This is a genomic window from Streptomyces sp. NPDC001922 (genome assembly GCF_042891165.1).
Taxonomy (GTDB): Bacteria; Actinomycetota; Actinomycetes; order Streptomycetales; family Streptomycetaceae; genus Streptomyces.
Map to the genome: position 1 here is coordinate 295,303 of NZ_JBIASV010000010.1, position 24,300 is coordinate 319,602.

Here is a 24,300-nt window from a genome sequence, read left to right on the forward strand (position 1 = left end):
GTGAGCAATTTCGCTTCTGTGACAGCTTCCGTGACAGCTGCGTCACCCACTCCGCGAACGGTCCCGCCACGGCGGTCCGGCGGGCGGCCTCCGGGTGGGCCGAGTGGCCCCGCAGCGGCGGATCAAACCCGGGCCGCCCGTGATCCATCCCTTCGGGGGGAACCTCGGCCACACCATGGCCGAAAGCCGCGGCCACGACGCAGGATCGCCGCGTGAACGCATGGCACCGGGCGGGAGTCGTCCTGGCGAGCGCACTGCTCGGGACGGCGGTGGGGGCAGGGCTGTTGGGCGTGGCCGAGCGGCCCGCCGCCGCCTGGGACGGCCCCGACGTCCGTGTCACCACCCCGGCACGGCACCTCCCGGTTCCCGGCCGCCGGGGGGCGGCCCGGCAGCAGGTACCGGAGGTGCGGATCACCGTGCCCGGCCGGCACGTCACCGTGGCGCGGCCCCGGATTCCGCCGCCCCCGGCGCCCCGGGTGACCCTTCCCCGGCGGACCGGAGGACCCGAGGTACGGGTGACCGCCTCGGCCGGGGGCGCCGTGGCCGAGGCCGAGGCGTGCCCGGGATCGGCGCCGTGGCCGACCGCCTCCGCCGGTGCGGGCGGCGCCGTGGCCCGGGTCGTCTGCCGCCGGCCTCCTCCGCCCGCACCGGCACCGGAGCCGCCCGCCGTACGGCCGCCCGCACCGCACCGCCCGACCTCCGCGCCCCGCCCGGCCCGGCCGCCGTCGTCGCCGCCGTCGTCATCGCCGTCATCGCCGTCATCGCCGTCATCGCCGTCGGCGTCGCCCCCGCGGCGCTCCCCGTCGTCCGCCGCCCCGGCACCGCCCGCCCGGCCGGAGGGGTCGCACCGCCCGTCGGCACGCCCGTCGGTGGCGCCGTCGCCGGCCGCCCTGGCCCGTCCCGGCTACCGCAGGACGGTGCGGAAGCAACCGCCGGGCGGGGGCTCGGTGGTCGTCTTCACCCTGCTCATCACGGCGCCCGCGGTGCTCGCCGCGGCAGCGCTGCGGCCCCGCTCACGACGCTAGGACGCCGTCCGCACTGCCCTGCCCGACTCCCGCCCCGGCACCCCCGGCCGTGCCCCGCGCCGGCCCGCGGCCCGCGCCGCCCGACCCGACGAACCCGCCCACGGAAGGACCTCCATGCCCGGATGGCTGGTGCTGACCATCGCCATGGCCGCCGCCTGCACCGTCGTACTCACCGTCGTGCTGCTCCATCAGCGCCGCGTCGCGGAGGACGACGACCCCTCGGAGACGCCCGATGTGCTCGACTACATGACGATGATGATCGGCGTGGTCTACGCCATCGTGCTGGGCCTGGCCATCGCCGGTGTGTGGGAGGCCCGGGGCGCGGCCGAGGACGGGGTGCGGACCGAGGCCCAGGCGCTGCACGAGGTGAGCGCCCGCGCCGAGGTCTACCCGCCGGCCGCACGCGAGCGCATCCGCCGGGACATCGACGCCTATGTGCGCCATGTGGTCACCGAGGAGTGGCCCCGCATGGCCGACGACGACGGGCTCACCGCGCGCGGGACCGTGCTGATGGCCCGGGTGCGCAGCGACGTGGCCGGTCATGCCCCCCGCTCCGAGCTGGAGAACCAGGCCTACCAGCCGATGGTGGATCACATCGCGGCAGCCGACGACGCCCGTGGCGCCCGGGCCCGGAACGCCGGTGCCACGATGCCGGGTGTGGTGTGGTTCGGTCTCATCACCGGTGCGGTGGTGACCGTCGGGATGATCTTCGTGCTGCAGATCCGGCGGACCGGGCGCGAACTGCTGCTGGCCGGGCTGTTCAGCGCGCTCATCGCGTTCCTGCTCTTCCTGATCTGGTACTTCGACACACCGCTCGGCCGGGGTGCCGCCGATTCCGCCGCCCCGTTCCTCGACCTCTTCCCGCGCGCTGCCGGAAGCGGCGGATGACGCGACCGGGCAGAGCGGAACGCGCACCCCGGCCCGGCACGGCCCGGTGCGCGATGCCCCGGAACAGCGCCGCGACGCGACGTGCGCTCGGGGCGGCCGATCCACTTCTGCAGCCGCATTGGTGACGCGGTGTCGGGCCCGGGCTCTGCCCGTACGGAACGGTGGCCGCGGCGCCGCGGGCACCGGCTGCCGTCAGTCCCGTACGGGTCACGGCGCCACCCCGTGCGCCGTTCCAGCGAGGTGACGGTACGTCGGAACGGGGCAATCCGGTCACCCGCGCGGCCCCGTCGACGGGCAGCCGCGCTCCGCTCCCTGTTCGCTCGTGGTGAGGCGCGGCCCCGCCGACTTCGCGGAACCGCTTCCGTGACCGCGCCGCACGGGAGACCGTCATGCGCCCACGCCGCCTCCTCCTCGGCGGAGTCCTGGCCGCGGCCACCGCTCTGGGCAGCTCCGGGGCGGCACACCCCGCGGGCGCCGGCCCGGTCGTCGTCGAACCGGCCACGGCCGTCGCGGGCAGCCTGGTCTCCGTGTTCGACGGGGGCAACTGCCGGGGTTCCGGCGGCCTCGTCACCTTCCGGCGCGGCGACGCTCCGGCGCGGATCCCCAGTCTCCGGCTCACCCCGCTGCGCGACCGGGTGGGCGGGGCGACCACCGTGCCGCTCCGCACCCGGCCCGGCACGTACACCGCCTCCCTGATGTGCCACCACGACGACGGGCGGGTGACGGGGCCGTTCACCGGCAGCCTCCGCGTCGCCGGGGAGGGGGCGGGCCCGGACCGGGACAGCGGAAACGGGAACGGCCGGAGCCGGGGAGACCACGGTCACCGGGACCCCGACCGTCCGCGCGGGGCCACGCAGGCGGGAGCGGGCGGCACCGCCGGGAACGCCTGGAAGGCGGGTGCGGGAGCCGGCCTCGTCACGACGGCGCTGGGCGGCGCCGTTCTGCTGCACCGCCGCCGCACCCGGCGCGAGCAGGGCTGACCGGCGGGATGGGCCGACCGGACAGACGCGGACCGGACAGGGGCGGACCGGACAGGGGCCGCACGGACGTGGACGGCGCCGGGCGCTGGGGCACGGCCGCCGTGATCACCGCCCTGCTCGTCGGGGCCTGGCTGCTCGGCGACGCCGAGGACGCCCCGCCCCGCCCGGACTCCGGCCCCGCGGCCACCGGTCGGACGGCCACGGGGCCGGAGCGCGCCCCGGGCCGGCCGATGCGCCCCGCGGCCCCGGTCCGGGTGCGGATCCCCGCCATCGGGGTGGACGCGCCGGTCACGCGGCTGGCCCTGGAGCCCTCGGGCCGGCTGGCGACCCCGCCGGCGGGGCGGCGCAACCTCGCCGGGTGGTGGGCGGACGGGCCGTCACCCGGCGAGCGCGGGAACGCCGTCCTGGCCGGGCACGTCGACACCGCCGACGGCCGCGCGGTGTTCTTCGCCCTAGGCTCGCTACGCCGCAACCACACGGTGGAGGTGGACCGCTCCGACGGCAGCCGGGCCGTCTTCTCGGTCGACGCCGTGGAGCTCCACGCCAAGGAGCACTTCCCGGACCGCCGGGTGTACGGGCCGACCACCCGGCCCGAACTCCGTCTCATCACCTGCGGCGGGACCTTCACCCGGGAGTCCGGCTACCAGGCCAACGTGGTCGTCTACGCGCACCTGGTGGCGCCCGGCGGATCCGCGGGAAGCGGTGCCGGATAGCCTCGCCGGGTGGACGAGAGGGAACCCGCGCCGTTCGAGCGCGGAACGGACGGCCCCAAGGTGATCGTGGCCGGAGTCGACGGCTCCGACTCCTCCTGGCGCGCCGCCGCGTACGCCACCGGCCTGGCACGGCGGCAGAACGCGCTGCTGGCGATCGTGTACGTGCAGCCCGTCCGCGCCGCGGGGACCGCGCTGGGCGCGCCGGTCGCCGAGACGACCGAGGAGGTCGCCGAGGAGCTGATGGCCGAGATCCGGACGGCGGCCGAGCGGGTGCGCGGCATCTACGACGTGCGCTGGGAGTTCCACACCCTGCGCGGCGACGCCTACAACGGGCTGGTCCGGGCGGCGGACGAACTGCGGGCGGACGCCGTGGTGGTCGGCGCCTCCGAGCAGGCGGGCCACCGCATCGTCGGCTCGGTCGCGGTACGGCTGGTGAAGGCGGGGCGCTGGCCGGTCACCGTGGTCCCGTAGGCACGTCCTCGGCGCCCTTGTTCCGGTGGCGCCCCGGTGGCGCGGCCGGGCCGTCGTCCGGCGCCCGTTCGTGGCACACCCGGCCCGCGCACCTCGCGCGCGCACCCCGCCCGCGCGCAGTGCCCCGGCGCGCCATCGACGCGAGCCGCACCCCGGTCACCAGGACGTCTCGCGGACCGTCGCCCGGTCCTCCGGGGTCGTGGTCGCGGTGATGACGGACTCCTGGCGGTCCCCGGTGAACGTCACGCTCAGGGTGTCGGCATCGGTCTGCGAGGTGCGGACCGTGAAGCTCCGTGTCGGGATCGCGGAGACCAGGCACACCCCGTCGCTGCCGAACCGCACGGACGCCTGCCCTCCGGCCGACTGGATGGTGTGCACCCCCGAACCGCCCTGACCGCAGTCGCTCGCCCCGCTCGGGCCCGCGCCACCGGGGGCGGGGCTCGTCGTCTTCGAGGGAGAGGGCGAGGGCCGCGGTGTCGTCCGGGTCGCGGTCGGACGCGGGGAGGGTTTCGAGGTCGGCTTCCCGATGCTCGGGGACGGGCTCGGCTTCGGTGAGCTGCTCGACGGGGACGGCTTTCCGGAGGCCGAGGAGAAGACCGTCGGCGCCGAGCGGGCCACCGGCGGGGTCGGCTTGGTCGATCCCACCACGAAATGGACCGTGAGGATCACCGCCGTCACGCTGACGGCGGTGCAGGACAGCCATATGAGCAGGTAGCGCAGGTACCGGGACACGACACCATACTGGCGGACCGGCTACCGTGCTGGGTCATGGCATCCGTGCTTCTCGTCGAGGACGACCCCGTGATACGCAGCGCACTCATCGAAGTGCTCTCCGCGCACGGACATGTCGTGCACAGTGCCTCGCAGGGGTTCGAAGCGCTCCGCGAGGTGACCCAGCGGGCACCGGACGTGGTGGTGCTGGATCTCGGGCTGCCGGATCTGGACGGCACGGACGTCCTGCGGATGCTGCGAGGAATATCACAGGTTCCCGTGGTGGTCGCCACCGCGCGGGACGACGACGCGGAAGTGATCAAGCTTCTCAACGCGGGCGCCGACGACTACGTGGTGAAGCCGTTCTCCGGGGGGCAGCTCGCCGCCCGGCTGGGCGCCGTGCTGCGCCGCACCGCCCCGCCCGCGGCGGCCGCGTACCCGGCGGGCGGCCCGGAGCAGACCGCCGGGGTCCCCGCGGCGCCCCGCATCCTCCAGGTCGGCGACCTCCAGGTGGATCCGCCGGCCCGTACGGCCTACCTGGCGGGGCGGGAACTGCGGCTGACCCGGCGGGAGTTCGACCTGCTGGCGTATCTGGCCGCCCACGCCGACCAGGTGGTCTCCCGGCGGCGCATCCTCGCCGACGTCTGGCGCCAGCCGTACGTGGAGGACCAGACCATCGACGTCCACCTCTCCGCCCTGCGGCGCAAGCTCGGCGAGCGGGCCTCCCAGCCGCGCTATCTGCACACCGTCCGGGGGATCGGCATCAAGCTGGTGGCCCCGCGATGAGACGCGCTCTCGCGGGGGTCGCGCTCGCGGTGACCTCGATGGTGGCGCTGTCGTTCCTGATCCCGCTCGCCCTGCTGGTGCAGTCCGAGGCCCGTGGCCGCGCGACGACGGAGGCGGAGCAGCGGGCCGCCGCCCTGGCCCCGGTGCTCGCGCTGACCACCCGCCCCTCCGATGTACAGCAGGCGGTCTCCGGTCTGGACGCCGGGCACCGGCTGGGGGTGCACCTGCCGGGCGGCAGCGTCATCGGCGCGGAGCACGCCCCGGCGGACGCCCTGGGCCGGGCCGAGCGGGACAAGGAGACCCTGGCCCTCGGCACCCGGGACGGCTGGGTCTATCTGCAGCCGGTGATCCTGGCGAAGAACCGGGTCGCGGTGGTCGAGTCGTTCGTGCCGCGCTCCGACCTCGACCGGGGGGTCACCCTGTCGTGGGTGGTCATGTCGCTGCTGGCGGTGGGGCTGGTGGCCGGTTCGGTGGCCGTCGCGGACCGGCTCGGCGCGCGCGTCGTGCGGTCCTCGCGGAGCCTGTCCCGGGCCTCGAACTCCCTGGGCTCGGGCGACCTGGAGGTACGGGTCGAGCCGGCCGGACCGCCGGAACTGAAGGAGGCGGGCCGGGCGTTCAACTCGATGGCGGACCGGGTCGTCCAACTGCTGGCGATGGAGCGCGAGCTGGTGGCCGATCTGTCGCACCGGCTCCGGACGCCGCTGACGGCGCTGCGCCTGGAGGCCGAGCGGATGAGTGCGGCCCCGGGAGCGGAACGGCTGACCTCCGCGATCACCCACCTGGAGACCGAGCTCGACTCGATCATCTCGGCGGCCCGCTCCCCCCTCGCGGTGGGGCCGCTGGGCGCGGTCACCTCGGGCCAGGAGCGGCGCGGCGCCCCGGCGCCGGCCGGGCCGGACGAGCTGTGCGAGGTCTCGGACGTGGTCCGCGGCCGGGTGGAGTTCTGGTCGGTGCTGGCCGAGCAGCAGGGGCGGTCCTGCCGGCTGTCCGCCACGGCCGAGCCGACCTCGGTCCGGCTGCCGTCCGACGATCTCGCGGCGGTCGTGGACGCGCTCATCGGCAATGTGTTCCAGCACACGGCCGAGGGAACGGCGTTCGCGGTGCGGGTGGAGCGCACGGCGCAGGCGGTGGTGCTGTCGGTGCACGACGCCGGGCCGGGCATCGCCGACCCGGATCTGGCGCTCGCGCGGGGCGTGAGTGTCGGCGGCTCGACGGGGCTGGGGCTGGACATCGCCCACCGCGCCACCCGGGCGACCCGCGGGGAGGTACGGATTCTGCGCGGCCCGCTGGGCGGTGCGCTGGTCGAGGTGACGCTGGGCCTGGCCGCGGAGGCGAGGGGCGGTCTGGGCCGCTCGTCACGGCGGCTCCGGCGGTCCGGCCGGCCGGCCCTGGGCCTCGGCCGGCTCGCGGCGCGGCTCACCGGTTCGGGTTCCGGTTCCGGTGCGCGCCCCGGCTCCGCCGCGCGCCCGGGTTCCGGTCCGGGCAAGCAGCACGGCCACGGCTGACGGAGCCGCGCCGCCGCACCGGCGGGCGCCGCCATCGACTCGCGCAAGCGGATCGTCGACGCAAGCGACACAGTCGAACCGAACGGGGCAGAAAGCGCGAAACCGGCCGGATCCGGCAAGCTCCCTGAAGCTTGCACGGGTCCGGCCGGTTCCGGTGGACGGGTGGGTGCGGCGGGTTCCGGGGGGGGTGGAACCGCGCGCACCGGACCGTCCGGCCGGCCAGGATCAGCGGCTTGCGCCGAAGTCCTGGGTCCACCAGGGGCCGCCGTCACCCTCGTGAACTCCGATGCCGATTTCCTTGAAGTCGCAGTTGAGTATGTTCGCGCGGTGGCCGGAGCTGTTCATCCAGGCGTCCATGACCGCGTCCGCGTCCTGCTGCCCCTGGGCTATGTTCTCGCCGATCGTCGACCAGGCGTATCCCTCGGCCTCGACGCGGTCGGTCATCGAGGAGCCGTCGGGGCCGGTGTGCGACATCACGCCGGACCGGGCCATGACGTCGCTGTACTTGTCGGCGGCCTCGGTCAGCTTCGGGTTGCTGGTGAGCGGGCTGCAGCCCGCCGACGCCCGCTCCTTGTTGACGAGTTGGAGAACCCGGGCGGCCTCGCCGGTCGCCGCAGCCGGAGCCTTCTTCACGACCGGCGCCCGGCTGGGGGTCTCGGTCGCCGAACGCGGGGCGCGGGGCTGAGCCGCTCGGGTCTTCTTCTCCTGCACGGTGCGCCGGGGGCTCGGCTTCGCCGAAGCCTTGGTCCGCTTCTCCGACGGCGTCTTCGACGCCGTCGGGGAGGCAGTGGTCGACTCCGCTTCCTCGGCCATGGGGGACGCCGAGGACGCGGGGCCGTCCGACGCAGGTCGTGCATCGGCCACCGGTGCGCTGTCACCGCCCGGGACCACCATGGCCACCCCGGTGCCGACGCCGGCGACGACCGTCAACGCCCCGGCCGCGACGGCGATCCGCCGCAACGGGAGACCGGCCAGGGGGCCGGCGGGGCGCCGATGGGACGTCGGACGTCTGCCGTCTCGGGTGCTCATGATGGTCGTTCCTCCGATGGGCTGTGGGCACGCGCCGGTTTGTCGCCGGCCGACTCGACTGAGCCTAGGGGTCCACTTCGGTCCGATCATCATTCGAGCGAGATCTTCAAGAACCCATAAGACTTCGCTCAGACACCGCTTGGGATCTTGCCCCTGGAGTGGCACATCGGGTTGATCATCCGGCCCCGTCCCCGTCCGCCCGGCCCGCCCGGAAGGCGGCACCATTTGTCGGACAAGACCCGGTCGCGGAGCGGCGTCTTTCGTCGTCGGGGACGGTCCGCCATGATGAGCCGCCGTCAGCTGCCGTCGGAGAGAGGACTTTTCGTGGCCGGGCTCCGGATGGGACAAGGCGTACTCCGCCGCAAGCCGCTCGAACACATCACGGAGGCCGAGGGCGGTGCGACCGAACGGCTCGACCGGGCGCTGGGGCTGTGGCAGCTCACCGCGATCGGCGTCGGCGGCATCATCGGGGCGGGCATCTTCACCCTGGCCGGAACCGTCGCCAACGGCACGGCCGGCCCCGCCGTCCTCATCTCCTTCCTGATCGCGGGCGTGGCCAGCGCCGCCGCGGCCTTCTCCTACGCCGAGTTCGCGGGCCTCATCCCGAAGGCCGGGTCCGCGTACACCTACGGCTACGCGGTGCTGGGCGAGCTGGCCGGCTGGTTCATCGGCTGGGACCTGCTGCTGGAGTACACGGCGATCGTCGCGGTCGTCGCCATCGGCATCTCCGGGTACTTCAACTTCCTGCTCAACGAGATGGGCGCGAACCTGCCCGACTGGATGCTGGGCGCCTCGGGCACCGGTCCGGGCCACCGGGTGGACCTGATCGCCGCGGTGCTGTGCCTGTTCATCGCCTATCTGCTGAACCTGGGCATCAAGAGCGCGGCGCGGTTCGAGACGGTCGTGGTGGTGCTGAAGGTCCTGGTGGTGCTGCTCGTCATCGTCGTCGGCTTCTTCCACGTCAAGAGCAGCAACTACACCCCCTTCTTCCCGTTCGGGGTGGGCGGCGCGTTCACCGGCGCGGCCACCGTCTTCTTCGCGGTGTTCGGCTACGACGCGATGAGCACCGCGGCCGAGGAGTCCAAGGACGCGCAGCGGCACATGCCGAAGGCCATCCTCTACTCGCTCGCCGTCTCGATGGTGCTCTACGTGCTGGCCTGTCTGGTGCTGACCGGCATGCAGAAGTACACGGAGATCGACCCGGAGAGCGGGTTCTCCACGGCCTTCAAGTCGGTGGGGCTGAGCGGTATCGCCGATGTGATCGCGGTCGGCGCGATCATCGGCATCCTCACGGTGATGTTCACCTTCATGCTCGGCGTGACCCGGGTGTGGTTCTCGATGAGCCGGGACGGGCTGCTGCCGCACTGGTTCGCCAAGACCCACCCGACCCGGCACGTGCCGACCCGGGTGACCTGGATCGTGGGCTTCGCGTCCGCAGCGATCGCGGGCTTCGTGAAGATCGGCGAGGCCGCGGAGCTGACCAACATCGGCATTCTGCTGGCGTTCGCGGTCGTCTGCGTCTCGGTGATCGTGCTGCGGTACCGACGGCCGGAGCTGCCGCGTGAATTCCGCTGCCCGTGGATGCCGTTCGTGCCCGCGGTCGGCGTGGCCGCCTCCATCTGGCTGATCACCTATCTCCAGTGGCAGACCTGGGTGCGCTTCGCCGTCTGGTTCGTCATCGGCCTGGTCATCTACTTCACCTACTCCCGGCACCACTCCGGGCTGGCGAAGGCCGAACGGGCCGGGGAGCCGGGCCCCGGGCAGCCGGGCTGAGCGCCGGGCCCGGGGACGGCCGGGCGCGGCAACGGCCCGTCGAGCGGGCGAACCGGGGCAACGGCCCCTTCGGGCGGCCGACGGGGCAGCGGGCGGGGCGGGCGCACAGGTGGCGGAGGGCGTGGCGGGCTACTTGAGCAGCCGGGACATCCGGCGGTCCGCCAGCGGCTTCCCGCCCGTCTGGCACGTGGGGCAGTACTGCAGGGACGAGTCGTGGAACGACACCTCGCGGATGGTGTCACCGCAGACGGGGCACGCTTCACCGGTCCGCCCGTGCACCCGCAGCCCGCTCTTCTTCTCGGCCTTCAGCTTCCCCGCGGCGAGCCCCCGGGAGCGCTCCACCGCCTCCCGCAGCGTGTTCTCCAGGGCCTCGTACAGCCGGGTGGTCTCGTCCTCGGTGAGGCTCGCGGCCAGCTTGAACGGCGACATCCGCGCCACGTGCAGGATCTCGTCCGAGTAGGCGTTCCCGATCCCCGCGATCACGGTCTGGTCCCGCAGCACGCCCTTGATCTGCCGGCGCTCCTCGCCGAGCAGCCCGGCGAACCGCTCCCGGGTGAAGGCGGCGTCGAGCGGGTCGGGGCCCAGCCGGGCGATGCCCGGCACGTCGGCCGGGTCGCGGACGACATGGACGGCGAGGCGCTTCTGCGTCCCGGCCTCGGTCAGGTCGAAGCCGGTGCCCTCGGGCTCGGCGAGGTGCAGCCGCAGCGCGAGCGGCCCCTTGCCGGGCCGGGGCGGGGCGGCGGGCAGGTTCTCCCGCCACTGCAGCCAGCCGGCCCGGGCCAGATGGATCACCAGGTGCAGATCGCCGGCCGAGAGGTCGAGGAACTTGCCGTGCCGCGCGGCGGCGGTGACGGTCCGCCCCTCCAGCGCGGTCAGCGGCGGATCGTAGGTCTTCAGCACGCTGACGGCCACCGGCTGGACGCGCCCGATCCGCCGGCCGACGAGCGAGTCGGCCAGGAATCCGGTGAGCGCTTCGACCTCCGGCAGTTCCGGCATGACCCCAGTCTGCCCCAGCGCGGGCGAAGCGGGACGCATCCGCCGTCACGCGGAGCAGCGGCGCGGCACCTGGTCCCGGGGCTCGCCCGTGTGCCGAGGCACCCGGCACACGGGCACGGCGGCCGGCTCCGCCCCGTCCGCTCAGCCGCGCCGGAGCAGCGCGGTCTCCGGGGCGGTGTTCTCCAGCGGGACCGCGTCCGAACGGACCAGGCCCAGTTGCACGGCCTGCCGCGGCAGAGCCGCGTCGAGCAGCCAGTCGGCGCCGACCCGCAGCCGGTTCCCCGGCATGGCCAGCAGGTGGTAGCCGCGGGTCACCGTCTTGGCGAGGGGGCCGGCCAGCCGGAGCCCGAGCGGGTTCGCCGCCGCCTGGAAGCCGCCGAGGTCGACGACGAAGCCCAGGTCACGGTGTTCGTACGGACGGCGTTCGCCGTGCCCGAAGGAGGCCGCGATGTTGTGCGCCGCCCGCCTGCCCTGGCGCTCCGCGTGCTGAGCGGTCATCGGGGTGATGTCGCCCGGCCGGGTGAGGTCGGGCACCGCGGCCGCGTCACCGCAGGCGAACACCTCCGGGCGGCCGGGCACGGTGAGGTACTCGTCGACGACGAGCCGCCCCTTCTCCGTCGGCAGGCCCAGCTCCTCGACCAGCGGGTCGGGGCGGACGCCGACGCACCAGACGAGGGTCCGGCTGGGGACGAACCGGCCGTCGGTGAGCCGGACCCCCTCCTTGGTGGCCTCCTCCACCGAGGTGCCGGTGCCCAGCTCCACGCCGCGCCCGGTCAGCACCCGGGTCGCCGTCCCGGACATGTGCTCGGCGAGTTCGGGGAGCACCCGGGGCGCCAGGTCGAGGAGCAGCCAGCGCGGCGGCGGCCCGCCGCGCAGCCGCGGGTGCTGCCGGGCCAGCTCGTCGGTGAACAGCTTGCCGCTGGCGGCCACCTCGGTGCCGGTGTAGCCCGCGCCCACGACGACGAAGGTGGTGCGGGCGTCCCGTTCCCGCGGGTCCTCCGCGGCGCCGGCCAGTTCGATCTGCCGGGTGATGTGGTCCCGCAGATACAGCGCTTCGGGCATGCCGCGGAATCCGTGGGCGTGCTCGGTGACGCCGGGTACGGGGAGCAGCTTGTTCACACTGCCCGCCGCCAGGACCAGCCGGTCGTAACCGACCTCCCGGTGGCCGCCCTCGGGGTCGGTCACCCCGACGCGGCGCCCGTCGAGGTCGACCCGGCCGGCGGCACCGAGGACGAGACGGACGTCCGGCAGGGTGCCGACGAGCGGTACGGAGATCCGGCGGGGTTCGAGGATGCCGGTCGCCACCTCGGGGAGCAGCGGTACGTACAGGAAGTAGTCGGTGGGGTTGACCAGCACGATCTCCGCGGCGCCCCGGGCGAGGCGGGACAGTGTGCGGGCGGTGTGGAAGCCGGCGAAACCGGCTCCGATGATCACGATGCGCGGTCGGCTCATGGTCCTTCCCGGAACGGATCGGCGCGTGCGCTTCCGCTGTGCAGGGTTCCCGTCGCCCCGGTACCGAATCACGAACGCGGCCGTCGGCGGCGGATTCCGGCCGGTCGCGGGGCGCCGTCCGCTCGGCCATGACGGCGTTCGGGGAGGCCGTGTCGCGGGCCGTTCCCCGGCGGCCGGGGCGGCAGGGACCGGCGTCCGGCGCTCCCGGCGGGGCCCGGCACGTTCCTCCGGGCGGGCTTCGGGCGTTCCTCCGGGCGGGGCCGTCGCCGGAGTCCCCCGGACGGGCCGGAAGGACGTTGCGCCTTCGCCGGTCTCCCGGCTTCCGCACCAACTCGCGGGGGCGGGCCGGTCCTTGACTTGCCCGCGGTGGGCAGCGAGCCTGAATCGGCTCTGACAACGTTGTCCCCCTTCGGGTGCGGAGGCCCTTCATGGCATGGACCGAGAAGCGCGGGCAGCACCGCACGCGGCGCCGTCCGGCCGGAGTGCTCGGCGCGGTCGGAGCCGCTGCCCTCGCCGCCCTGCTCGCGGCGGCTCCGGGCGCACCCGCCGCCGGCGCCGCGGACGACCGGCCCGCCCCGCTGACCGGCAGCGCGGACGACCGGCCGGCCCGGCTGACCGACCTCGTCGATCCGTTCATCGGCACCCGGGACGACGGGAACACCTTCCCCGGGGCCACCGTGCCGTTCGGGATGGTGCAGCTCTCCCCCGACACCGGCCACTCCACCGGATACGACTGGGACGACGCGAAGATCCGCGGCTTCTCGGCCGTGCACCTGGCCGGAGTGGGCTGCGGCATCGGTGGTGACCTGCCCGTCATGCCCACCACCGGCGACGTCACCAGCACCGACAACGACGTGTACGCCTCCCCGTTCCGCCACGACGAGGAGACCGCGTCGCCCGGCTACTACCGGGTCCGGCTGCCGGCGTACGGCGGCATCACCGCCGAGCTGACGGCCACCCAGCACACCGGCCGCCAGCGCTTCGCCTTCCCGGCCACCCGGACGGCGAATGTGCTGCTCAACACCGGTCAGGCGCTGCACAAGGTGACCGACAGCCGGGTCCGGATCCTCGACGACCGCACGGTGGCCGCCACGGTCACCGGCAACGGCTTCTGCCAGCGGACCGAGCCGTACACGGTGCACACCATCACCCGGTTCGACCGGCCGTTCAGCGCCCACGGCACCTGGAACAAGGCGAAGGTGACCGCCGGTTCGGACAGCTCCGAGGGGCCCGGCCGGCGGGGCGCGTACGTCCGCTTCGACACCACCGGCGGCGACCGCGACGTGGAGGCCGTCACCGCCATCAGCTACGTGGACCCGGTCGGGGCGTCCCGGAACCTGGCCGCGGAGGGCCGGGACTCCTTCGACGAGGCCCGGGAGGCGGCGCGCGAGGCATGGGAGCGGCGCCTCGCGCCGGTGCGGGTGCGCGGCGGCACCGAGGAACGGCGCCGCGTCTTCCACTCCGCGCTGTACCGCGCCCTGCAGCACCCCAACACCGGCCAGGACACCGACGGCCGCTACACCGGCTGGGACGGGAAGGTCCACCGCGCCCAGGGGTTCACCTACTACCAGAACTGGTCGCTGTGGGACACCTACCGCACCCAGGGCCAGCTGCTCGCCCTGCTCGCTCCGCAGGAGCTGCGGGACATGGCGCTGTCCCTGCTGGCCGTGGACCGGCAGGGCGGCTGGCTCCCCCAGTGGGGCTACGGCCCGGTCGAGACGAACATCATGACCGGTGACCCGGTGACACCGTTCCTCACCAACGTGTTCCAGCAGGGACTGCTGACGGGGCATGAGGAGCGGACGTACCGCGCCCTGGTGCGGAACGCCGACGGGGTGCCGCCCGAGTCCTCCCCGTACACCGGCCGGGAGGGCAACCGGGAGTACCTGGAGCGGGGCTTCGTGCCGCACGAGCCGAAGCGCAAGAAGAAGGTGCCGGGCGACTACGACTACCAGCACGGCGGCTCGGCCACGCTGGAGTACGCGCTGGCCGACGCGGCCCTCGCCGGGATGGCACGCGATCTGGGCCACGACCGGGACGCCGAGCGCTTCGCCGCCCGCGCGCAGAACTACCGGAAGGTCTTCGACACGACCACCGGTTCCTTCCGGCCGCGGGACGCCGAGGGGAACTTCACCGGCCCGGCCGACCCGGCGAAGGGCCAGGGCTTCCACGAGGGCACGTCCTGGCAGTACACCTGGCTGGTGCCGCAGGACCTGCCGGGCCTGATCTCCCTGCTGGGCGGCCGGACGGCGGCCGAACGACGGCTGGACACCTTCTTCGACTACGACGCGCTGCACACCGACCCGGCCGGAACGGCGCGCGAACGGTGGGTCAGCGGCCCGTACGACTACTACAACGCGGACCGGTACAACCCGCGGAACGAGCCGGACCTGCTCGCCGCGTACACCTATCTGGCGACCGGCAAGCCGTGGCGGACGACGGAGGTGACCGACGCCGCGCGGACACTCTTCACGGACGCCCCGGACGGGGTCACCGGCAACGACGACCTGGGCACCATGTCGTCCTGGCTGGTGCTGACCTCGATGGGGGTGTACCCGGTCTTCCCGGGCACCGCCACCTGGGGGCTGTCCACACCGGCCTTCGACCGGGTGGACCTGGCGCTGGACCGCCGCTGGTACCCGCAGGGCCGGTTCCGCATCTCGGCGCCCGGAGCCGAGGGGCAGCGCTTCGTCCGGTCGGTGAGCCTCGGCGGCCGGAACCTGGCGCGCACCTGGATCACCACGGACGACATCCGGGCCGGCCGGGACCTGGCGTTCCGGGTCGGCTCCCGCCCCTCGGCGTGGGGCACCCGCCCGGAGGACGCGCCACCGTCGCTCGCCTCGACCGCACGCCGCTGAGGCCGGAGCGGCCGCGGCGGACCCGGGTCACAGGTGGGCCTTCGGTGCGCCGGTACGCCGGTACGCCGGTACGCCGGTACGCCGGTACGCCGGTACGCCGGTACGCCGACGATGGTGGGTCAACGCCCCGTTCCGGCGCGGTCCGTTCCGTCCCCGTCCATGGCGGCGTCCCCGGCGGCGCGGTCCGCCGGGCCGGCGCCGGACGGCCCCGCGGCCGTCGTGCCGTCCGTCGGACCCGCCGTCACGGGTGCCGTCGAGCGGGCCGTGTTGAGCGCGTCCACGGCGCCCCGCGCGTCCCCGATCGTGGTGTGGTCGACGGCGATGAAGGTGACCGGCCGGCCGCGCTGCCGCTCACAGGCCCGCACCCGGGCCAGGACCCGGCGGCTGCTGTTGGCCTCACCCGCGTCGAGCCGGCTGCCGCCGCCCGCGGTGACGAAGTGGTTGAGGAGGAAGAGCTGCTTGTCCGGGCCGCCGCGGTCCGGCACACAGGACACGTCCTGCGGCCTGCGGAACGCGTACGGGGTCTCCGTGCCGTAGCGGTGGAAGTTGCGGTACCAGGGCGCGGGGCCGTCCGCCTTCTCGGCGAACACCACCAGCCGGCGTCCGCTGTCGACCATCTCCCCCAGCGTCGGCCAGGGCCGCCCCGGGTCGTCGTCCGGCGCGTACAGCAGGTGTTCCAGACCCGCCTCGCGGAACGCCCGGACCGTGTCCTCGGCACCGGTGCCGTCCTGCACGATCAGCGTCACGACCTCGGTCGGGTGGGCCTCCAGCCAGATCCCGATCCGCCGGAGCGCCGGAACCAGGGCGACCGCGCCGCCGCGGCAGACCGACGGGCACAGCCACAGTCCGCTGCGGGGCGGGTTGAGCCGCTCGATGCGAGGGGAGAGGCCGTTCCGGTTGCCCGGGGTCAGGCCGGGCCTCTCCCGCCGTCCGGCCGCTTCGCGGGGCGTCTCCCAGGTGTGGGTGTCGATGAGGAGCGCGCGGACGCCGGCGTCGAGCCGGCCGGTGATGCCGGGGTCCTGGAGCGGGCCGATGAAGCGGGCCTCGGGGGTCGGCACGGCGTTGTACTCGGCGAGTTGGGCGACCTCGTCGTAACGCCGGTCGCACAGCGCGGACGAGCCCTGGCAGCGGCGGGGCGCGGAACCGCCCATCGCCGCGGGCGCGAGAGCCGCGCCCAGGCTGCCGAGCACGGCGACTCCCGCCGTCACGGCCCAGACCCGGGGCGAACGGGGCGTCACCGCCCCGGCCCGGCGCCGCCCGGAGGCACCCCACACCTGGCCCGTGGCGACCAGCAGCAGCCCGGCGGCCAAGGGCACGACAGCGGCCTGCAGCCCGGCGGTCATCAGCCGGTCGGCGGCCGTGGTCTGCACGTCCTCGACCAGCCGGGCCAGTGACCGCGGCCAGTGCGGGGAGGGGGCGACCATGGCGTGCGGGGCGAAGAGCCGGCCGGTGCCCACGGCCACCGCGGCGAGCGCCCCGCCGGTGGCGAGGGCGGCACCGAGCGCGGTCAGCCGGCGGGCGACGCTGCCCGGTGAGGCGGCCCAGAACACCAGCAGCGCCAGGACGCCGAGGAACACCGCCAAGGTCTGGCCGGGCCCCAGTCCGAGCAGGGTGAGGGCCCGCGCCTTGCGCACCAGGGCGAGCCCCTCGGCACTGGGACGGTCGAGGTCGGCGACGGCCCGCGCTGCCCCGGAGCCGTGCTGCGCATGCCGGCCGTCGGTGACGCCCCGGCCCCCGGGCTGCCCGACGCCGTCCGACGCCTGCGGTCCTCCGGCCGATCCATGCGGTCCGTCCGGGCCGCGCTCCGGACCGGAGCCCCGGCCGAATTCCGCCGCGAGCCCGTCGAGGCCGGGTACGGGCTGTTCCTCCACCGTCTCGAACAGGTCCCCGAAGTAGATCCGGATCAGGTCACCCAGGTTGGCCAGCACCGGTTCCAGATCGGCCGTCATCCGCAGCGCGGGCCGGTCGCCGCGCAGATAGCCGACGGCGTTCCCGATCTGCTGGTCGGTCAGGGCCCGGACGGCCGTGGGCGGCAGCACCGTCCTGAGGTTGGAGGTGACCACGCCCTGCGGTACGGGCAACCGCGCCAGGAGCTGCTGGGCTACGTCGGAGGACTCGGGGTCGACCAGCACCTCGTCGTAGAGCCGGTCGTACGCCCGCTGCTCGTCGAGCACGTCCTGGTAGTAGCCGCGGTTGAGGGCGGTGCTGCGCACCGTGCCGGCCGCGACCAGGACGACGGTGGAGATCACCAGGACGGCGCAGGCCGTCCAGCGCACGGCTCGGCGGCGCAGCGGCTGGCGGGACAGCGCCGTGCTGCCGACCGGCGCCGGTACGGGCGTGCGACTCATGGTCCCCTCTCCGCGGTCTCCCCACCCCTCGACCCTCGGAGGTGCCGGGCGGGACGGCCAGTGGTGGGGTCCGAGCGGGTGAGACACGGCGCGGGATCCGTACGCCGACGGGGTCGCCGGGCCGGAACGGAGGTTTGGAACGGCCGGCCGACGCCTACCCGGAGCTCATGGACACCAGGACTCCGCCGCCCGGCTCCGGCAGGCCGCCCGGCGCCGGAAGAGGGCCACGGCGGGCCGGCCGTGCCCCGGCGGCGCACTGGGGCGAGTGGGCACCGGTGATCGTCATCGGGCTGGCCGTCGTGGCCTTTCTCGCGTACTTCCTGGCGCGTGTGGCGGGTTGACCCCCGGACCGCGAAGGGGCCGTCGCCTGCCGGGGGCCCTCATCCGGGCCCGGGACCGGCCGTCGGTACCGAGCGCTCAGCTGCTCAGGCGCCCAGCCGCCCGACCACTCAGCCGCACGGCGCCGACCCGGCCACGCGGCAGGTCCGGCGGCTCGGTCAGCCCTGTCCCTCCGGCCCGCCCTCTCGCCTCACTTCGCCATGTCGACCAGGCGCCGCGCTGCCGCCACCACGGCCGAGGCGTCGATGCCGGCCGCGCCCAGCTGATCGTCCGGCGTCGCCGAGCCGGGCATCGAGCGGACGGCGAGCCGCGTCAGCCGCGGCACCGGGCGCCCGTCGGCGAAGGCCTCGGCCACCGCGTCGCCCAGACCGCCCTCGGGGTGGTGGTCCTCGACGGTGATCAGGCAGCCGGTGACCTCCGCGGCGGCCCGCAGGGTGGCGGTGTCGGCCGGCTTCAGCGAGTACAGGTCGATCACCCGCGCCGCGATGCCCTCCTCGGCGAGCGCGCCCGCCGCGGCCAGCGCCTCGTGGACGGTGACCCCGGCCGCCACCAGGGTGACCCGGTCGCCGTCCGAGGAGCGCAGAACCTTGCTGCCGCCGACCGGGAACTCCTCGTCGGGGCCGTAGACGACGGGGGTCTCGCCGCGGGTGGTGCGCAGGTAGCCGACCCCGGGGCGGTCCGCCAGCGCGGCCACCAGGCGGGCGGTCTGGTTGGCGTCGCACGGGTACAGCACCGTGCTGCCGTGGATCGCCCGGAACATCGCCAGGTCCTCCAGGCCCATCTGCGACGGGCCGTCCTCGCCGATGGAGACCCCCGCGTGCGAGCCGACGACCGCGAGCCGGGCGCGGCTCACCGAGGCCATCCGGAGGAAGTCGTGGGCGCGGGTGAGGAACGCCGCGAAGGTCGCGACGAACGGCACCCAGCCGCGGGCCTGCATGCCCAGCCCGGTGGCGACGAGCTGCTGCTCGGCGATGTAGCACTCGAAGTACCGGTCGGGGTGCTCCTTGCCGAAGAACTCGGTGCGGGTGGAGTCGCCGACCTCGCCGTCGACGGCCACGATGTCCTCGCGCGCCGAGCCGAGCGCCGCCAGCGCCTGGCCGTACGCCGTACGGGTCGCGGCCTTCGAGCCGAGGTCGTAGCGCGGGAGCTCCAGGGAGGTGGCGGGCCGCTGGGGGGCGCGGACCTCGGGCGGTGGCTGCACCTCGACCGTCAGGTTCCGGATGCCGCCCAGTTCGGCGATGGCCTCCGCGGCGTCCGGCAGCGGCTTGCCGTGGAAGCCCTCCCGGTCCTCGACCGCCTGCACGCCGCTCCCCTTCCGGGTCCGCGCGATGATCGCGGTGGGCCGCAGGGCCGTGCTCCGGGCCTCGGCGTACGCCTCGTCGATCGCGGTGACGTCATGACCGTCGATCTCGACGGTGTGCCAGCCGAAGGACTGGATGCGCCGGGCGTAGGCGTCGAGGTCCCACTCGTGGCGGGTGGGGCCCCGCTGGCCGAGCCGGTTGACGTCGATGACGGCGGTGAGGTTGTCGAGCCGCTCGTGGCCGGCGTGCTCGAACGCCTCCCACATCGAGCCCTCGGCCAGCTCGCTGTCCCCGCACAGCACCCAGACCCGGTACGGCAGCCGGTCGAGCCGTTTGCCCGCCCAGGCGACGCCCGCGCCGACGGGCAGCCCCTGGCCGAGCGAGCCGGTGGCCACGTCGACCCAGGGCAGCACCGGGGTCGGATGGCCCTCCAGCCGGCTGCCGGCCTTGCGGAACGTCAGCAGCTCCTCGTCGGGGATCGCGCCCGCCGCCTTGTACGCGGCGTAGAGCAGGGGCGAGGCGTGCCCCTTGGAGAAGATCACGTGGTCGTTCCCGGGGTGCTCCGGCCGGTCGAAGGAGTACTGCAGGTGGCGTGCCAGCAGTACGGCCATGAGGTCGGCCGCCGACATCGACGAGGTGGGGTGACCGGAGCCCGCGGCGTCGGCGGCGCGTACCGCGTCGACGCGGAGCTGCCGGCCGAGCTCCCGCAGCTGTTCGAGGTCCATGGCGCTCCTCCGCACTCGGGACTGCCGCGAGTACCCCACCGACGGGCCTCCACACCGGGAAATGCGGATCAATCCCCACGCCACGCCTGGAACCGATATTCGGTACCGTTTCCGACCTCTGTGCGATTACCTAGCCCTAATGAGGGTGGCGTAGGGTAGCGAAGCAACCAACTGCCCGTTTATGTACGCGTGTTGACGGTTAGCCTGCGGTGCTGCGCCCCGGTGTCCGTGCCGGCTGATCGAGAGGACTGCGATGCCTGAACCCCCCACCCATGCCGCGCGACCGGAGCCGCGCCGGCCCACGGCGCCGACGGGGAAGAGGCACGGCAGATCACCGGCCCAGGACGGGGCGGCCGACTCCGCCATCAGATCCCGGATGCAGCGTCTGGCCGTGCTCCCCGCGTTATGCGTCGGAGCCGTGTCCACCGCCACGACGGTCTTCGTCCTCCGCTCCCAGGAGGGCTTCGCGGACGGGACGACCTGGGGCGTGCTGGCCGGAGCCGCCGCCCTCGGCTGCGGAGCCCTGGCGGGCGGCGCGGTCGCCGCGAACGCCGAGGCCCGCGCCACCTCCCGCCGGTACACGGCGTTACGCCGGGCCGGCTCCCGCGGCCAGGCCGACCTCCACGACCTCTTACGGCGTCTGGGCCAGGGTGAGCGCCTCCAGCCCCGCCCCCAGGCCCCCCTCCCCGAGCCCTCGGGGGACTCCCTCGATCTGCTGGCCCATGAATTCGCCCTGGCCCAGCGCCAGGCCGAGACGGCCGTGGTGCAGGCGGCCCAGCTCGTCCGCGGCAAGTCCGAGGGCAGCGAGGAGAAGGTCGAGGTCTTCGTCAACCTCGCCCGCCGCCTCCAGTCCCTGGTCCACCGGGAGATCGAGCTCCTGGACGAGCTGGAGAACGAGGTCGAGGACCCCGACCTGCTCAAGGGTCTGTTCCACGTCGACCACCTGGCGACCCGCATCCGGCGGCACGCCGAGAACCTCGCCGTGCTCGGCGGCGCCATCTCCCGCCGCCAGTGGAGCCGTCCGGTCACCATGACCGAGGTGCTGCGCTCCTCGATCGCCGAGGTCGAGCAGTACTCCCGGGTCAAGCTGGTACCGCCGATCGACGGCACCCTGCGCGGCCACGCCGTCGCCGACGTCATCCACCTCCTCGCCGAACTCGTCGAGAACGCCACGGTGTTCTCCGCTCCGCAGACCCAGGTCCTGCTCCGCGCCCAGCGGGTGTCCGCGGGGCTGGCGGTCGAGGTCGAGGACCGCGGTCTGGGCATGCCGCGTGAGGAGCAGCTGCGGATGAACGCGCTGCTCACCGACCCCGACCGGATCGACGTCGGCGAACTGCTGCGGGACGGCCGCATCGGCCTGTTCGTGGTCTCCGCACTCGCCCGCCGGCACGGCATCGCCGTCCAGCTGCAGAGCAACATCTACGGCGGGATCCAGGCGGTCCTGGTGCTTCCCCAGAGCCTGCTGGGCGACCAGCCCGGGGAGAGCACCCCGGCCGCCGCACCGGCGGGAACGGCATCGCACGACGCCACGTCCCCGCTGCCGGCCGCGTCCCCGCTGCCGCCCGCCGCCCCGGCGCCGTCCGCTCCCCCGGTGCAGCCCGCGGGCCCGGCCGGGCCCGCGGGGAGCCCGGCGGCGTCTCCGCCTCCGGTCCCGCACCGGGCAGCACCCGGGGCCGCGCAGCCGCCGGTCCCGCCGGGGCACGTCCCGCAACTGCCCGTCCGGGAGAAGCCCGTCCGGGAGGCACCCGTCCGACCGGCCCCGGCCCGTCCGGCAGTGCCCCATGCGGAGGTGCCCCGTGCGGAGGTGCCCCGTGCGGAGGTGCCCCGACCGGCAGCGCCGCAGCCGGGGGCCGGACAGCAGCAGCCGCTGGCGATGCCCACACCCATCCCGCAGCAGCACGCCCGCGCCGCCGAGCCGCCCCGGCCGGCGCCGCGGCACTCAGGCCCGGTGCCGAGCCCGGCACAGGCCCCGGAGCCGCCGTCGCACCGCGACCGCGGTCCCGTCCACCCTGCCGACGCCCGGGGGGAGCGGCCGCAACTGCCGCGCCGGCGCCGCCAGGAGCACATCGTCCCGGAGCTCCGGGACGCGCCGACCGCTCGCAGCACGGGGAGTGAGCAGGAGGCGGAGCACGACCCGAACCTGATGGCCGCGTTCCGGCGGGGCGTCAGTCTTGCCGAGGCTCCCGATGCACCCGACGAGAGCCACGCCGACCGCTCTCGCTGAACCGCAGGCTCCAACTCATTCCCCAAGGAGAAGACCACCCTCATGGTGAGCGACATGCGCACCGGCCAGTCCACGGACCTGTCCTGGCTGCTGACCGGCCTCGTCCAGCGTGTACCCCACACTCGCAATGCGCTGCTGCTGTCCTCCGACGGACTGGTGAAGGCCGTCCACGGCCTCGACACCGACAGCGCCGACCACATGGCCGCCCTGGCGTCCGGCCTCTACTCCCTCGCCCGCAGCGCCGGCCTGCGGTTCGGCGACGGCGGCGAGGTACGGCAGGTGGTGGTCGAGCTCGACACCACGCTGCTGTTCGTGTCCACCGCCGGCTCCGGCGCCTGTCTGGCCGTCATGGCGGAACGCGAGGCCGACGCGGCCGTACTGGGCTACGAGATGGCCATGCTGGTGAAGAGCGTCCGCCCGTATCTGGCCACGCCCGCACGGCAGCCGGTCGGCGCGCCCCCGGCCGGCGGATCCCCGCACGACGCGGGGCTCTGAGGATGGCGGACGCGCGGGACGGGATGTGGCTGGACGACGCGGCGGGACGACTGATCCGGCCGTACACCGTCAGCAACGGGCGCACCCGTCCCACCGCGCACTTCGACCTGCTCACCCTGGTGATGGCCACCGGCGCCCGGCCCGGCAACCATCTCGGCCCCGACCACGACCAGGTGCTCGGGCTCTGCGGCGGCCCGATGTCGGTGGCCGAGGTCTCCGCCCACATACGGCTCCCCGCCGTCGTCACCAAAGTCCTCCTGTCCGACCTCGTGGACTGCGGGGCGCTCACCACCCGGGCGCCCCGCACCGTCGAGGCGGCTTCCCCGACCGACCGAGATCTTCTGGAGGCGGTCCTGCATGGCCTTCGCAAACGGCTCTGACCTCGCGCCCACCGCGGACCCCTTTCCCACCGCGCTGAAAATTCTCATAGCGGGGGGCTTCGGGGTGGGCAAGACCACCCTCGTGGGTGCGGTGAGCGAGATCGAGCCGCTGAGCACCGAGGAGTTGCTCACCCAGGTCAGCGCCCGGACCGACAGCCTCGAAGGGATCGAGGACAAGACGACCACCACGGTCGCCATGGACTTCGGGCGGATCACGCTCGACGCGGACCATGTGCTCTACCTGTTCGGCACGCCCGGCCAGGAGCGGTTCTGGTTCATGTGGGACGAGTTGTCGAACGGCGCGCTCGGTGCCGTCGTCCTGGCGGACACCCGCCGGCTCGACCAGTGCTTCGCCGCGGTGGACTTCTTCGAACGCCGCGGCATCGGATTCGTCGTGGCGGTCAACGAGTTCGACGGGGGTTTCCACTACGACCCGGAGGAGGTCCGCATGGCCATGGACCTCAGACCGGAGGTGCCCGTCGTGCTCTGCGACGCCCGGCAGTGCAACTCCGGCACCCGGGTCCTGATGGCACTCGTCCAGCATCTGATCAGCTCTGCCGCCCGTTCCCCGGTGGCCGAGCCCGACCCGCTGCGCTGACCCGACGGCGCAGCCGAATCCGCAGTCCGAACGGAGCCTCCATGTCCACCCCCACCCCCTTCACGCCCTACGACCCGACCGGCCATCTGCTGCTCACCCCGGAGGACGCCGGAGCGACGGCCCGCGTGGCCCGGCTGCGCGAGCTCGGGCTCGGGGACACCCCCGTCCCGGAGTTCGACGATTTCGCGCGGGAGCTCGCCCGGATCACCGGGGCGCCGTACGCGATGGTCAACTTCATCGACGAGCACCGTCAGTACTTCGCGGGCCTCTACACCGCGGGGGACGGCCGGTCGGGGGTCGAGCTGGGGCCGGTGCCGCAACAGCAGCAGCCCGGGCGGGTGATGGCGCGGGACCACGGCTACTGCCCGCACGTCATAGTGCGGCGCAAGGCCCTGGTGCTGGAGGACGTCTGCGACTACCCGCGGTTCGCGGGGAACCCCGTGGTGGACGAGATCGGCATCCGCTCCTACCTCGGGGCGCCGCTGATCGACCGGACGGGGATGGCGCTGGGCACGGTCTGCGTGGTCGACCAGGAGCCCCGCCCCTGGGGGCGGCAGGGGCTGGAGACCATCAAGTCGATGGCGGCCGAACTGGTCGGGCGGATCCACCGGCAGGAGCCCGGGGCCTGAAGGCCCGTACCCGTCCGGTCCCCGACGCCTCCGGGCAGCCCGGGGACCGCCCGGCATCTCCGTACGGTTCTCCG

At 74.4% G+C, this 24,300-nt stretch carries 22 protein-coding genes; 16 read left to right on the top strand and 6 right to left on the bottom strand.

Annotated features, from left to right (window positions below; translation table 11 throughout):
* The first annotated feature begins 212 nt into the window (after positions 1–212).
* From ACFYYR_RS20630 to ACFYYR_RS20650, 5 genes are all read left to right on the top strand, one after another.
* Positions 213–1,025 carry a hypothetical protein gene (locus ACFYYR_RS20630; RefSeq protein WP_388855201.1) on the top strand — a complete coding sequence of 271 codons (813 nt, stop codon included), beginning with the start codon at positions 213–215 and terminating at the stop codon, positions 1,023–1,025.
* Positions 1,026–1,139: 114 nt separating this feature from the next.
* Positions 1,140–1,913 (top strand): hypothetical protein, encoded by a 774-nt coding sequence (locus ACFYYR_RS20635; protein ID WP_388855203.1) that lies wholly within the window; start codon positions 1,140–1,142, stop codon positions 1,911–1,913.
* Between the two features lie 389 nt (positions 1,914–2,302).
* Complete coding sequence (locus ACFYYR_RS20640; protein ID WP_388855205.1) at positions 2,303–2,893, top strand: hypothetical protein; 591 nt, start codon at positions 2,303–2,305, stop codon at positions 2,891–2,893.
* Positions 2,894–2,961: 68 nt separating this feature from the next.
* Positions 2,962–3,606 (top strand): class F sortase, encoded by a 645-nt coding sequence (locus tag ACFYYR_RS20645; protein ID WP_388855208.1) that lies wholly within the window; start codon positions 2,962–2,964, stop codon positions 3,604–3,606.
* A gap of 9 nt (positions 3,607–3,615) precedes the next feature.
* The gene (locus ACFYYR_RS20650) at positions 3,616–4,077 is read left to right on the top strand and encodes a universal stress protein (RefSeq protein WP_388855211.1); all 462 of its coding nucleotides are present in this window, start codon (positions 3,616–3,618) and stop codon (positions 4,075–4,077) included.
* A 156-nt stretch (positions 4,078–4,233) separates the two neighbouring features.
* Here ACFYYR_RS20650 and ACFYYR_RS20655 read toward each other — a convergent pair whose 3' ends face one another.
* Positions 4,234–4,455, bottom strand: coding sequence for a hypothetical protein (locus ACFYYR_RS20655; RefSeq protein WP_388855214.1), 222 nt, complete (start codon positions 4,453–4,455; stop codon positions 4,234–4,236).
* Between the two features lie 148 nt (positions 4,456–4,603).
* Between ACFYYR_RS20655 and ACFYYR_RS20660 the strand changes: the two genes are divergently transcribed.
* The 3 genes from ACFYYR_RS20660 to ACFYYR_RS20670 are packed head-to-tail and all read left to right on the top strand — an operon-like array spanning position 4,604 to position 7,079.
* The gene (locus tag ACFYYR_RS20660; protein ID WP_388855217.1) at positions 4,604–4,792 is read left to right on the top strand and encodes a hypothetical protein; all 189 of its coding nucleotides are present in this window, start codon (positions 4,604–4,606) and stop codon (positions 4,790–4,792) included.
* A 53-nt stretch (positions 4,793–4,845) separates the two neighbouring features.
* The gene (locus ACFYYR_RS20665; protein WP_388855219.1) at positions 4,846–5,574 is read left to right on the top strand and encodes a response regulator transcription factor; all 729 of its coding nucleotides are present in this window, start codon (positions 4,846–4,848) and stop codon (positions 5,572–5,574) included.
* Entirely contained in the window at positions 5,571–7,079 is a 1,509-nt protein-coding gene (locus tag ACFYYR_RS20670; protein WP_388855222.1) for a sensor histidine kinase, read from the top strand. The genes ACFYYR_RS20665 and ACFYYR_RS20670 overlap by 4 nt, the downstream gene beginning before the upstream one ends.
* Before the next feature lie 225 nt (positions 7,080–7,304).
* On the opposite strand, the gene ACFYYR_RS20675 is transcribed toward ACFYYR_RS20670, so the two are convergent.
* A complete protein-coding gene (locus ACFYYR_RS20675) occupies positions 7,305–8,108 on the bottom strand; it encodes a CAP domain-containing protein (RefSeq protein ID WP_388855225.1) in 804 nt (267 codons plus the stop codon).
* Positions 8,109–8,447: 339 nt separating this feature from the next.
* On the opposite strand from ACFYYR_RS20675, the gene ACFYYR_RS20680 reads away from it, so the two are divergent.
* The gene (locus ACFYYR_RS20680; RefSeq protein ID WP_388855228.1) at positions 8,448–9,881 is read left to right on the top strand and encodes an amino acid permease; all 1,434 of its coding nucleotides are present in this window, start codon (positions 8,448–8,450) and stop codon (positions 9,879–9,881) included.
* 129 nt (positions 9,882–10,010) lie between these two features.
* Here ACFYYR_RS20680 and ACFYYR_RS20685 read toward each other — a convergent pair whose 3' ends face one another.
* Positions 10,011–10,877 carry an Fpg/Nei family DNA glycosylase gene (locus tag ACFYYR_RS20685; protein WP_388855231.1) on the bottom strand — a complete coding sequence of 289 codons (867 nt, stop codon included), beginning with the start codon at positions 10,875–10,877 and terminating at the stop codon, positions 10,011–10,013.
* 141 nt (positions 10,878–11,018) lie between these two features.
* Positions 11,019–12,329 carry an NAD(P)/FAD-dependent oxidoreductase gene (locus ACFYYR_RS20690; RefSeq protein ID WP_388855234.1) on the bottom strand — a complete coding sequence of 437 codons (1,311 nt, stop codon included), beginning with the start codon at positions 12,327–12,329 and terminating at the stop codon, positions 11,019–11,021.
* A 428-nt stretch (positions 12,330–12,757) separates the two neighbouring features.
* Between ACFYYR_RS20690 and ACFYYR_RS20695 the strand changes: the two genes are divergently transcribed.
* Complete coding sequence (locus ACFYYR_RS20695; protein WP_388855237.1) at positions 12,758–15,187, top strand: GH92 family glycosyl hydrolase; 2,430 nt, start codon at positions 12,758–12,760, stop codon at positions 15,185–15,187.
* 119 nt (positions 15,188–15,306) lie between these two features.
* Here ACFYYR_RS20695 and ACFYYR_RS20700 read toward each other — a convergent pair whose 3' ends face one another.
* The gene (locus ACFYYR_RS20700; RefSeq protein WP_388855240.1) at positions 15,307–17,535 is read right to left on the bottom strand and encodes a hypothetical protein; all 2,229 of its coding nucleotides are present in this window, start codon (positions 17,533–17,535) and stop codon (positions 15,307–15,309) included.
* A gap of 167 nt (positions 17,536–17,702) precedes the next feature.
* On the opposite strand from ACFYYR_RS20700, the gene ACFYYR_RS20705 reads away from it, so the two are divergent.
* Positions 17,703–17,876: a hypothetical protein gene (locus ACFYYR_RS20705; protein WP_388855243.1), complete on the top strand. Its 174-nt coding sequence runs from the start codon at positions 17,703–17,705 to the stop codon at positions 17,874–17,876.
* Positions 17,877–18,064: 188 nt separating this feature from the next.
* Here the strand turns inward: ACFYYR_RS20705 and ACFYYR_RS20710 are convergent, their stop codons facing one another.
* The gene (locus ACFYYR_RS20710; protein WP_388855246.1) at positions 18,065–19,984 is read right to left on the bottom strand and encodes a transketolase; all 1,920 of its coding nucleotides are present in this window, start codon (positions 19,982–19,984) and stop codon (positions 18,065–18,067) included.
* Positions 19,985–20,153: 169 nt separating this feature from the next.
* Here ACFYYR_RS20710 and ACFYYR_RS20715 point away from each other — a divergent pair, with 169 nt between their 5' ends.
* Genes ACFYYR_RS20715 through ACFYYR_RS20735 form a run of 5 tightly spaced genes read left to right on the top strand, consistent with a single transcriptional unit; the run spans position 20,154 to position 24,226 of the window.
* On the top strand, positions 20,154–22,124 hold the full coding sequence (locus ACFYYR_RS20715; protein WP_388855248.1) for an ATP-binding protein: 1,971 nt from the start codon (positions 20,154–20,156) through the stop codon (positions 22,122–22,124).
* 42 nt (positions 22,125–22,166) lie between these two features.
* Entirely contained in the window at positions 22,167–22,619 is a 453-nt protein-coding gene (locus ACFYYR_RS20720; protein ID WP_351512395.1) for a roadblock/LC7 domain-containing protein, read from the top strand.
* Positions 22,620–22,621: 2 nt separating this feature from the next.
* On the top strand, positions 22,622–22,999 hold the full coding sequence (locus ACFYYR_RS20725) for a DUF742 domain-containing protein (protein WP_388855251.1): 378 nt from the start codon (positions 22,622–22,624) through the stop codon (positions 22,997–22,999).
* Positions 22,977–23,597: an ATP/GTP-binding protein gene (locus ACFYYR_RS20730; protein ID WP_388855254.1), complete on the top strand. Its 621-nt coding sequence runs from the start codon at positions 22,977–22,979 to the stop codon at positions 23,595–23,597. Before ACFYYR_RS20725 ends, ACFYYR_RS20730 begins: the two co-directional genes overlap by 23 nt.
* A 41-nt stretch (positions 23,598–23,638) precedes the next feature.
* Positions 23,639–24,226 carry a GAF domain-containing protein gene (locus ACFYYR_RS20735; protein WP_388855257.1) on the top strand — a complete coding sequence of 196 codons (588 nt, stop codon included), beginning with the start codon at positions 23,639–23,641 and terminating at the stop codon, positions 24,224–24,226.
* The last annotated feature ends 74 nt before the right edge of the window (positions 24,227–24,300 follow it).

Bases quoted from the DNA above. Each gene is read 5' to 3' on its own strand.
- ACFYYR_RS20635 (WP_388855203.1), top strand. From the start codon at position 1,140: ATGCCCGGATGGCTGGTGCTGACCATCGCCATGGCCGCCGCCTGCACC.
- ACFYYR_RS20640 (WP_388855205.1), top strand. From the start codon at position 2,303: ATGCGCCCACGCCGCCTCCTCCTCGGCGGAGTCCTGGCCGCGGCCACC.
- ACFYYR_RS20660 (WP_388855217.1), top strand. From the start codon at position 4,604: ATGCTCGGGGACGGGCTCGGCTTCGGTGAGCTGCTCGACGGGGACGGC.
- ACFYYR_RS20665 (WP_388855219.1), top strand. From the start codon at position 4,846: ATGGCATCCGTGCTTCTCGTCGAGGACGACCCCGTGATACGCAGCGCA.
- ACFYYR_RS20670 (WP_388855222.1), top strand. From the start codon at position 5,571: ATGAGACGCGCTCTCGCGGGGGTCGCGCTCGCGGTGACCTCGATGGTG.
- ACFYYR_RS20675 (WP_388855225.1), bottom strand. From the start codon at position 8,108: ATGAGCACCCGAGACGGCAGACGTCCGACGTCCCATCGGCGCCCCGCC.
- ACFYYR_RS20680 (WP_388855228.1), top strand. From the start codon at position 8,448: ATGGGACAAGGCGTACTCCGCCGCAAGCCGCTCGAACACATCACGGAG.
- ACFYYR_RS20685 (WP_388855231.1), bottom strand. From the start codon at position 10,877: ATGCCGGAACTGCCGGAGGTCGAAGCGCTCACCGGATTCCTGGCCGAC.
- ACFYYR_RS20690 (WP_388855234.1), bottom strand. From the start codon at position 12,329: ATGAGCCGACCGCGCATCGTGATCATCGGAGCCGGTTTCGCCGGCTTC.
- ACFYYR_RS20695 (WP_388855237.1), top strand. From the start codon at position 12,758: ATGGCATGGACCGAGAAGCGCGGGCAGCACCGCACGCGGCGCCGTCCG.
- ACFYYR_RS20700 (WP_388855240.1), bottom strand. From the start codon at position 17,535: ATGAGTCGCACGCCCGTACCGGCGCCGGTCGGCAGCACGGCGCTGTCC.
- ACFYYR_RS20705 (WP_388855243.1), top strand. From the start codon at position 17,703: ATGGACACCAGGACTCCGCCGCCCGGCTCCGGCAGGCCGCCCGGCGCC.
- ACFYYR_RS20715 (WP_388855248.1), top strand. From the start codon at position 20,154: ATGCCTGAACCCCCCACCCATGCCGCGCGACCGGAGCCGCGCCGGCCC.
- ACFYYR_RS20720 (WP_351512395.1), top strand. From the start codon at position 22,167: ATGGTGAGCGACATGCGCACCGGCCAGTCCACGGACCTGTCCTGGCTG.
- ACFYYR_RS20725 (WP_388855251.1), top strand. From the start codon at position 22,622: ATGGCGGACGCGCGGGACGGGATGTGGCTGGACGACGCGGCGGGACGA.
- ACFYYR_RS20730 (WP_388855254.1), top strand. From the start codon at position 22,977: ATGGCCTTCGCAAACGGCTCTGACCTCGCGCCCACCGCGGACCCCTTT.
- ACFYYR_RS20735 (WP_388855257.1), top strand. From the start codon at position 23,639: ATGTCCACCCCCACCCCCTTCACGCCCTACGACCCGACCGGCCATCTG.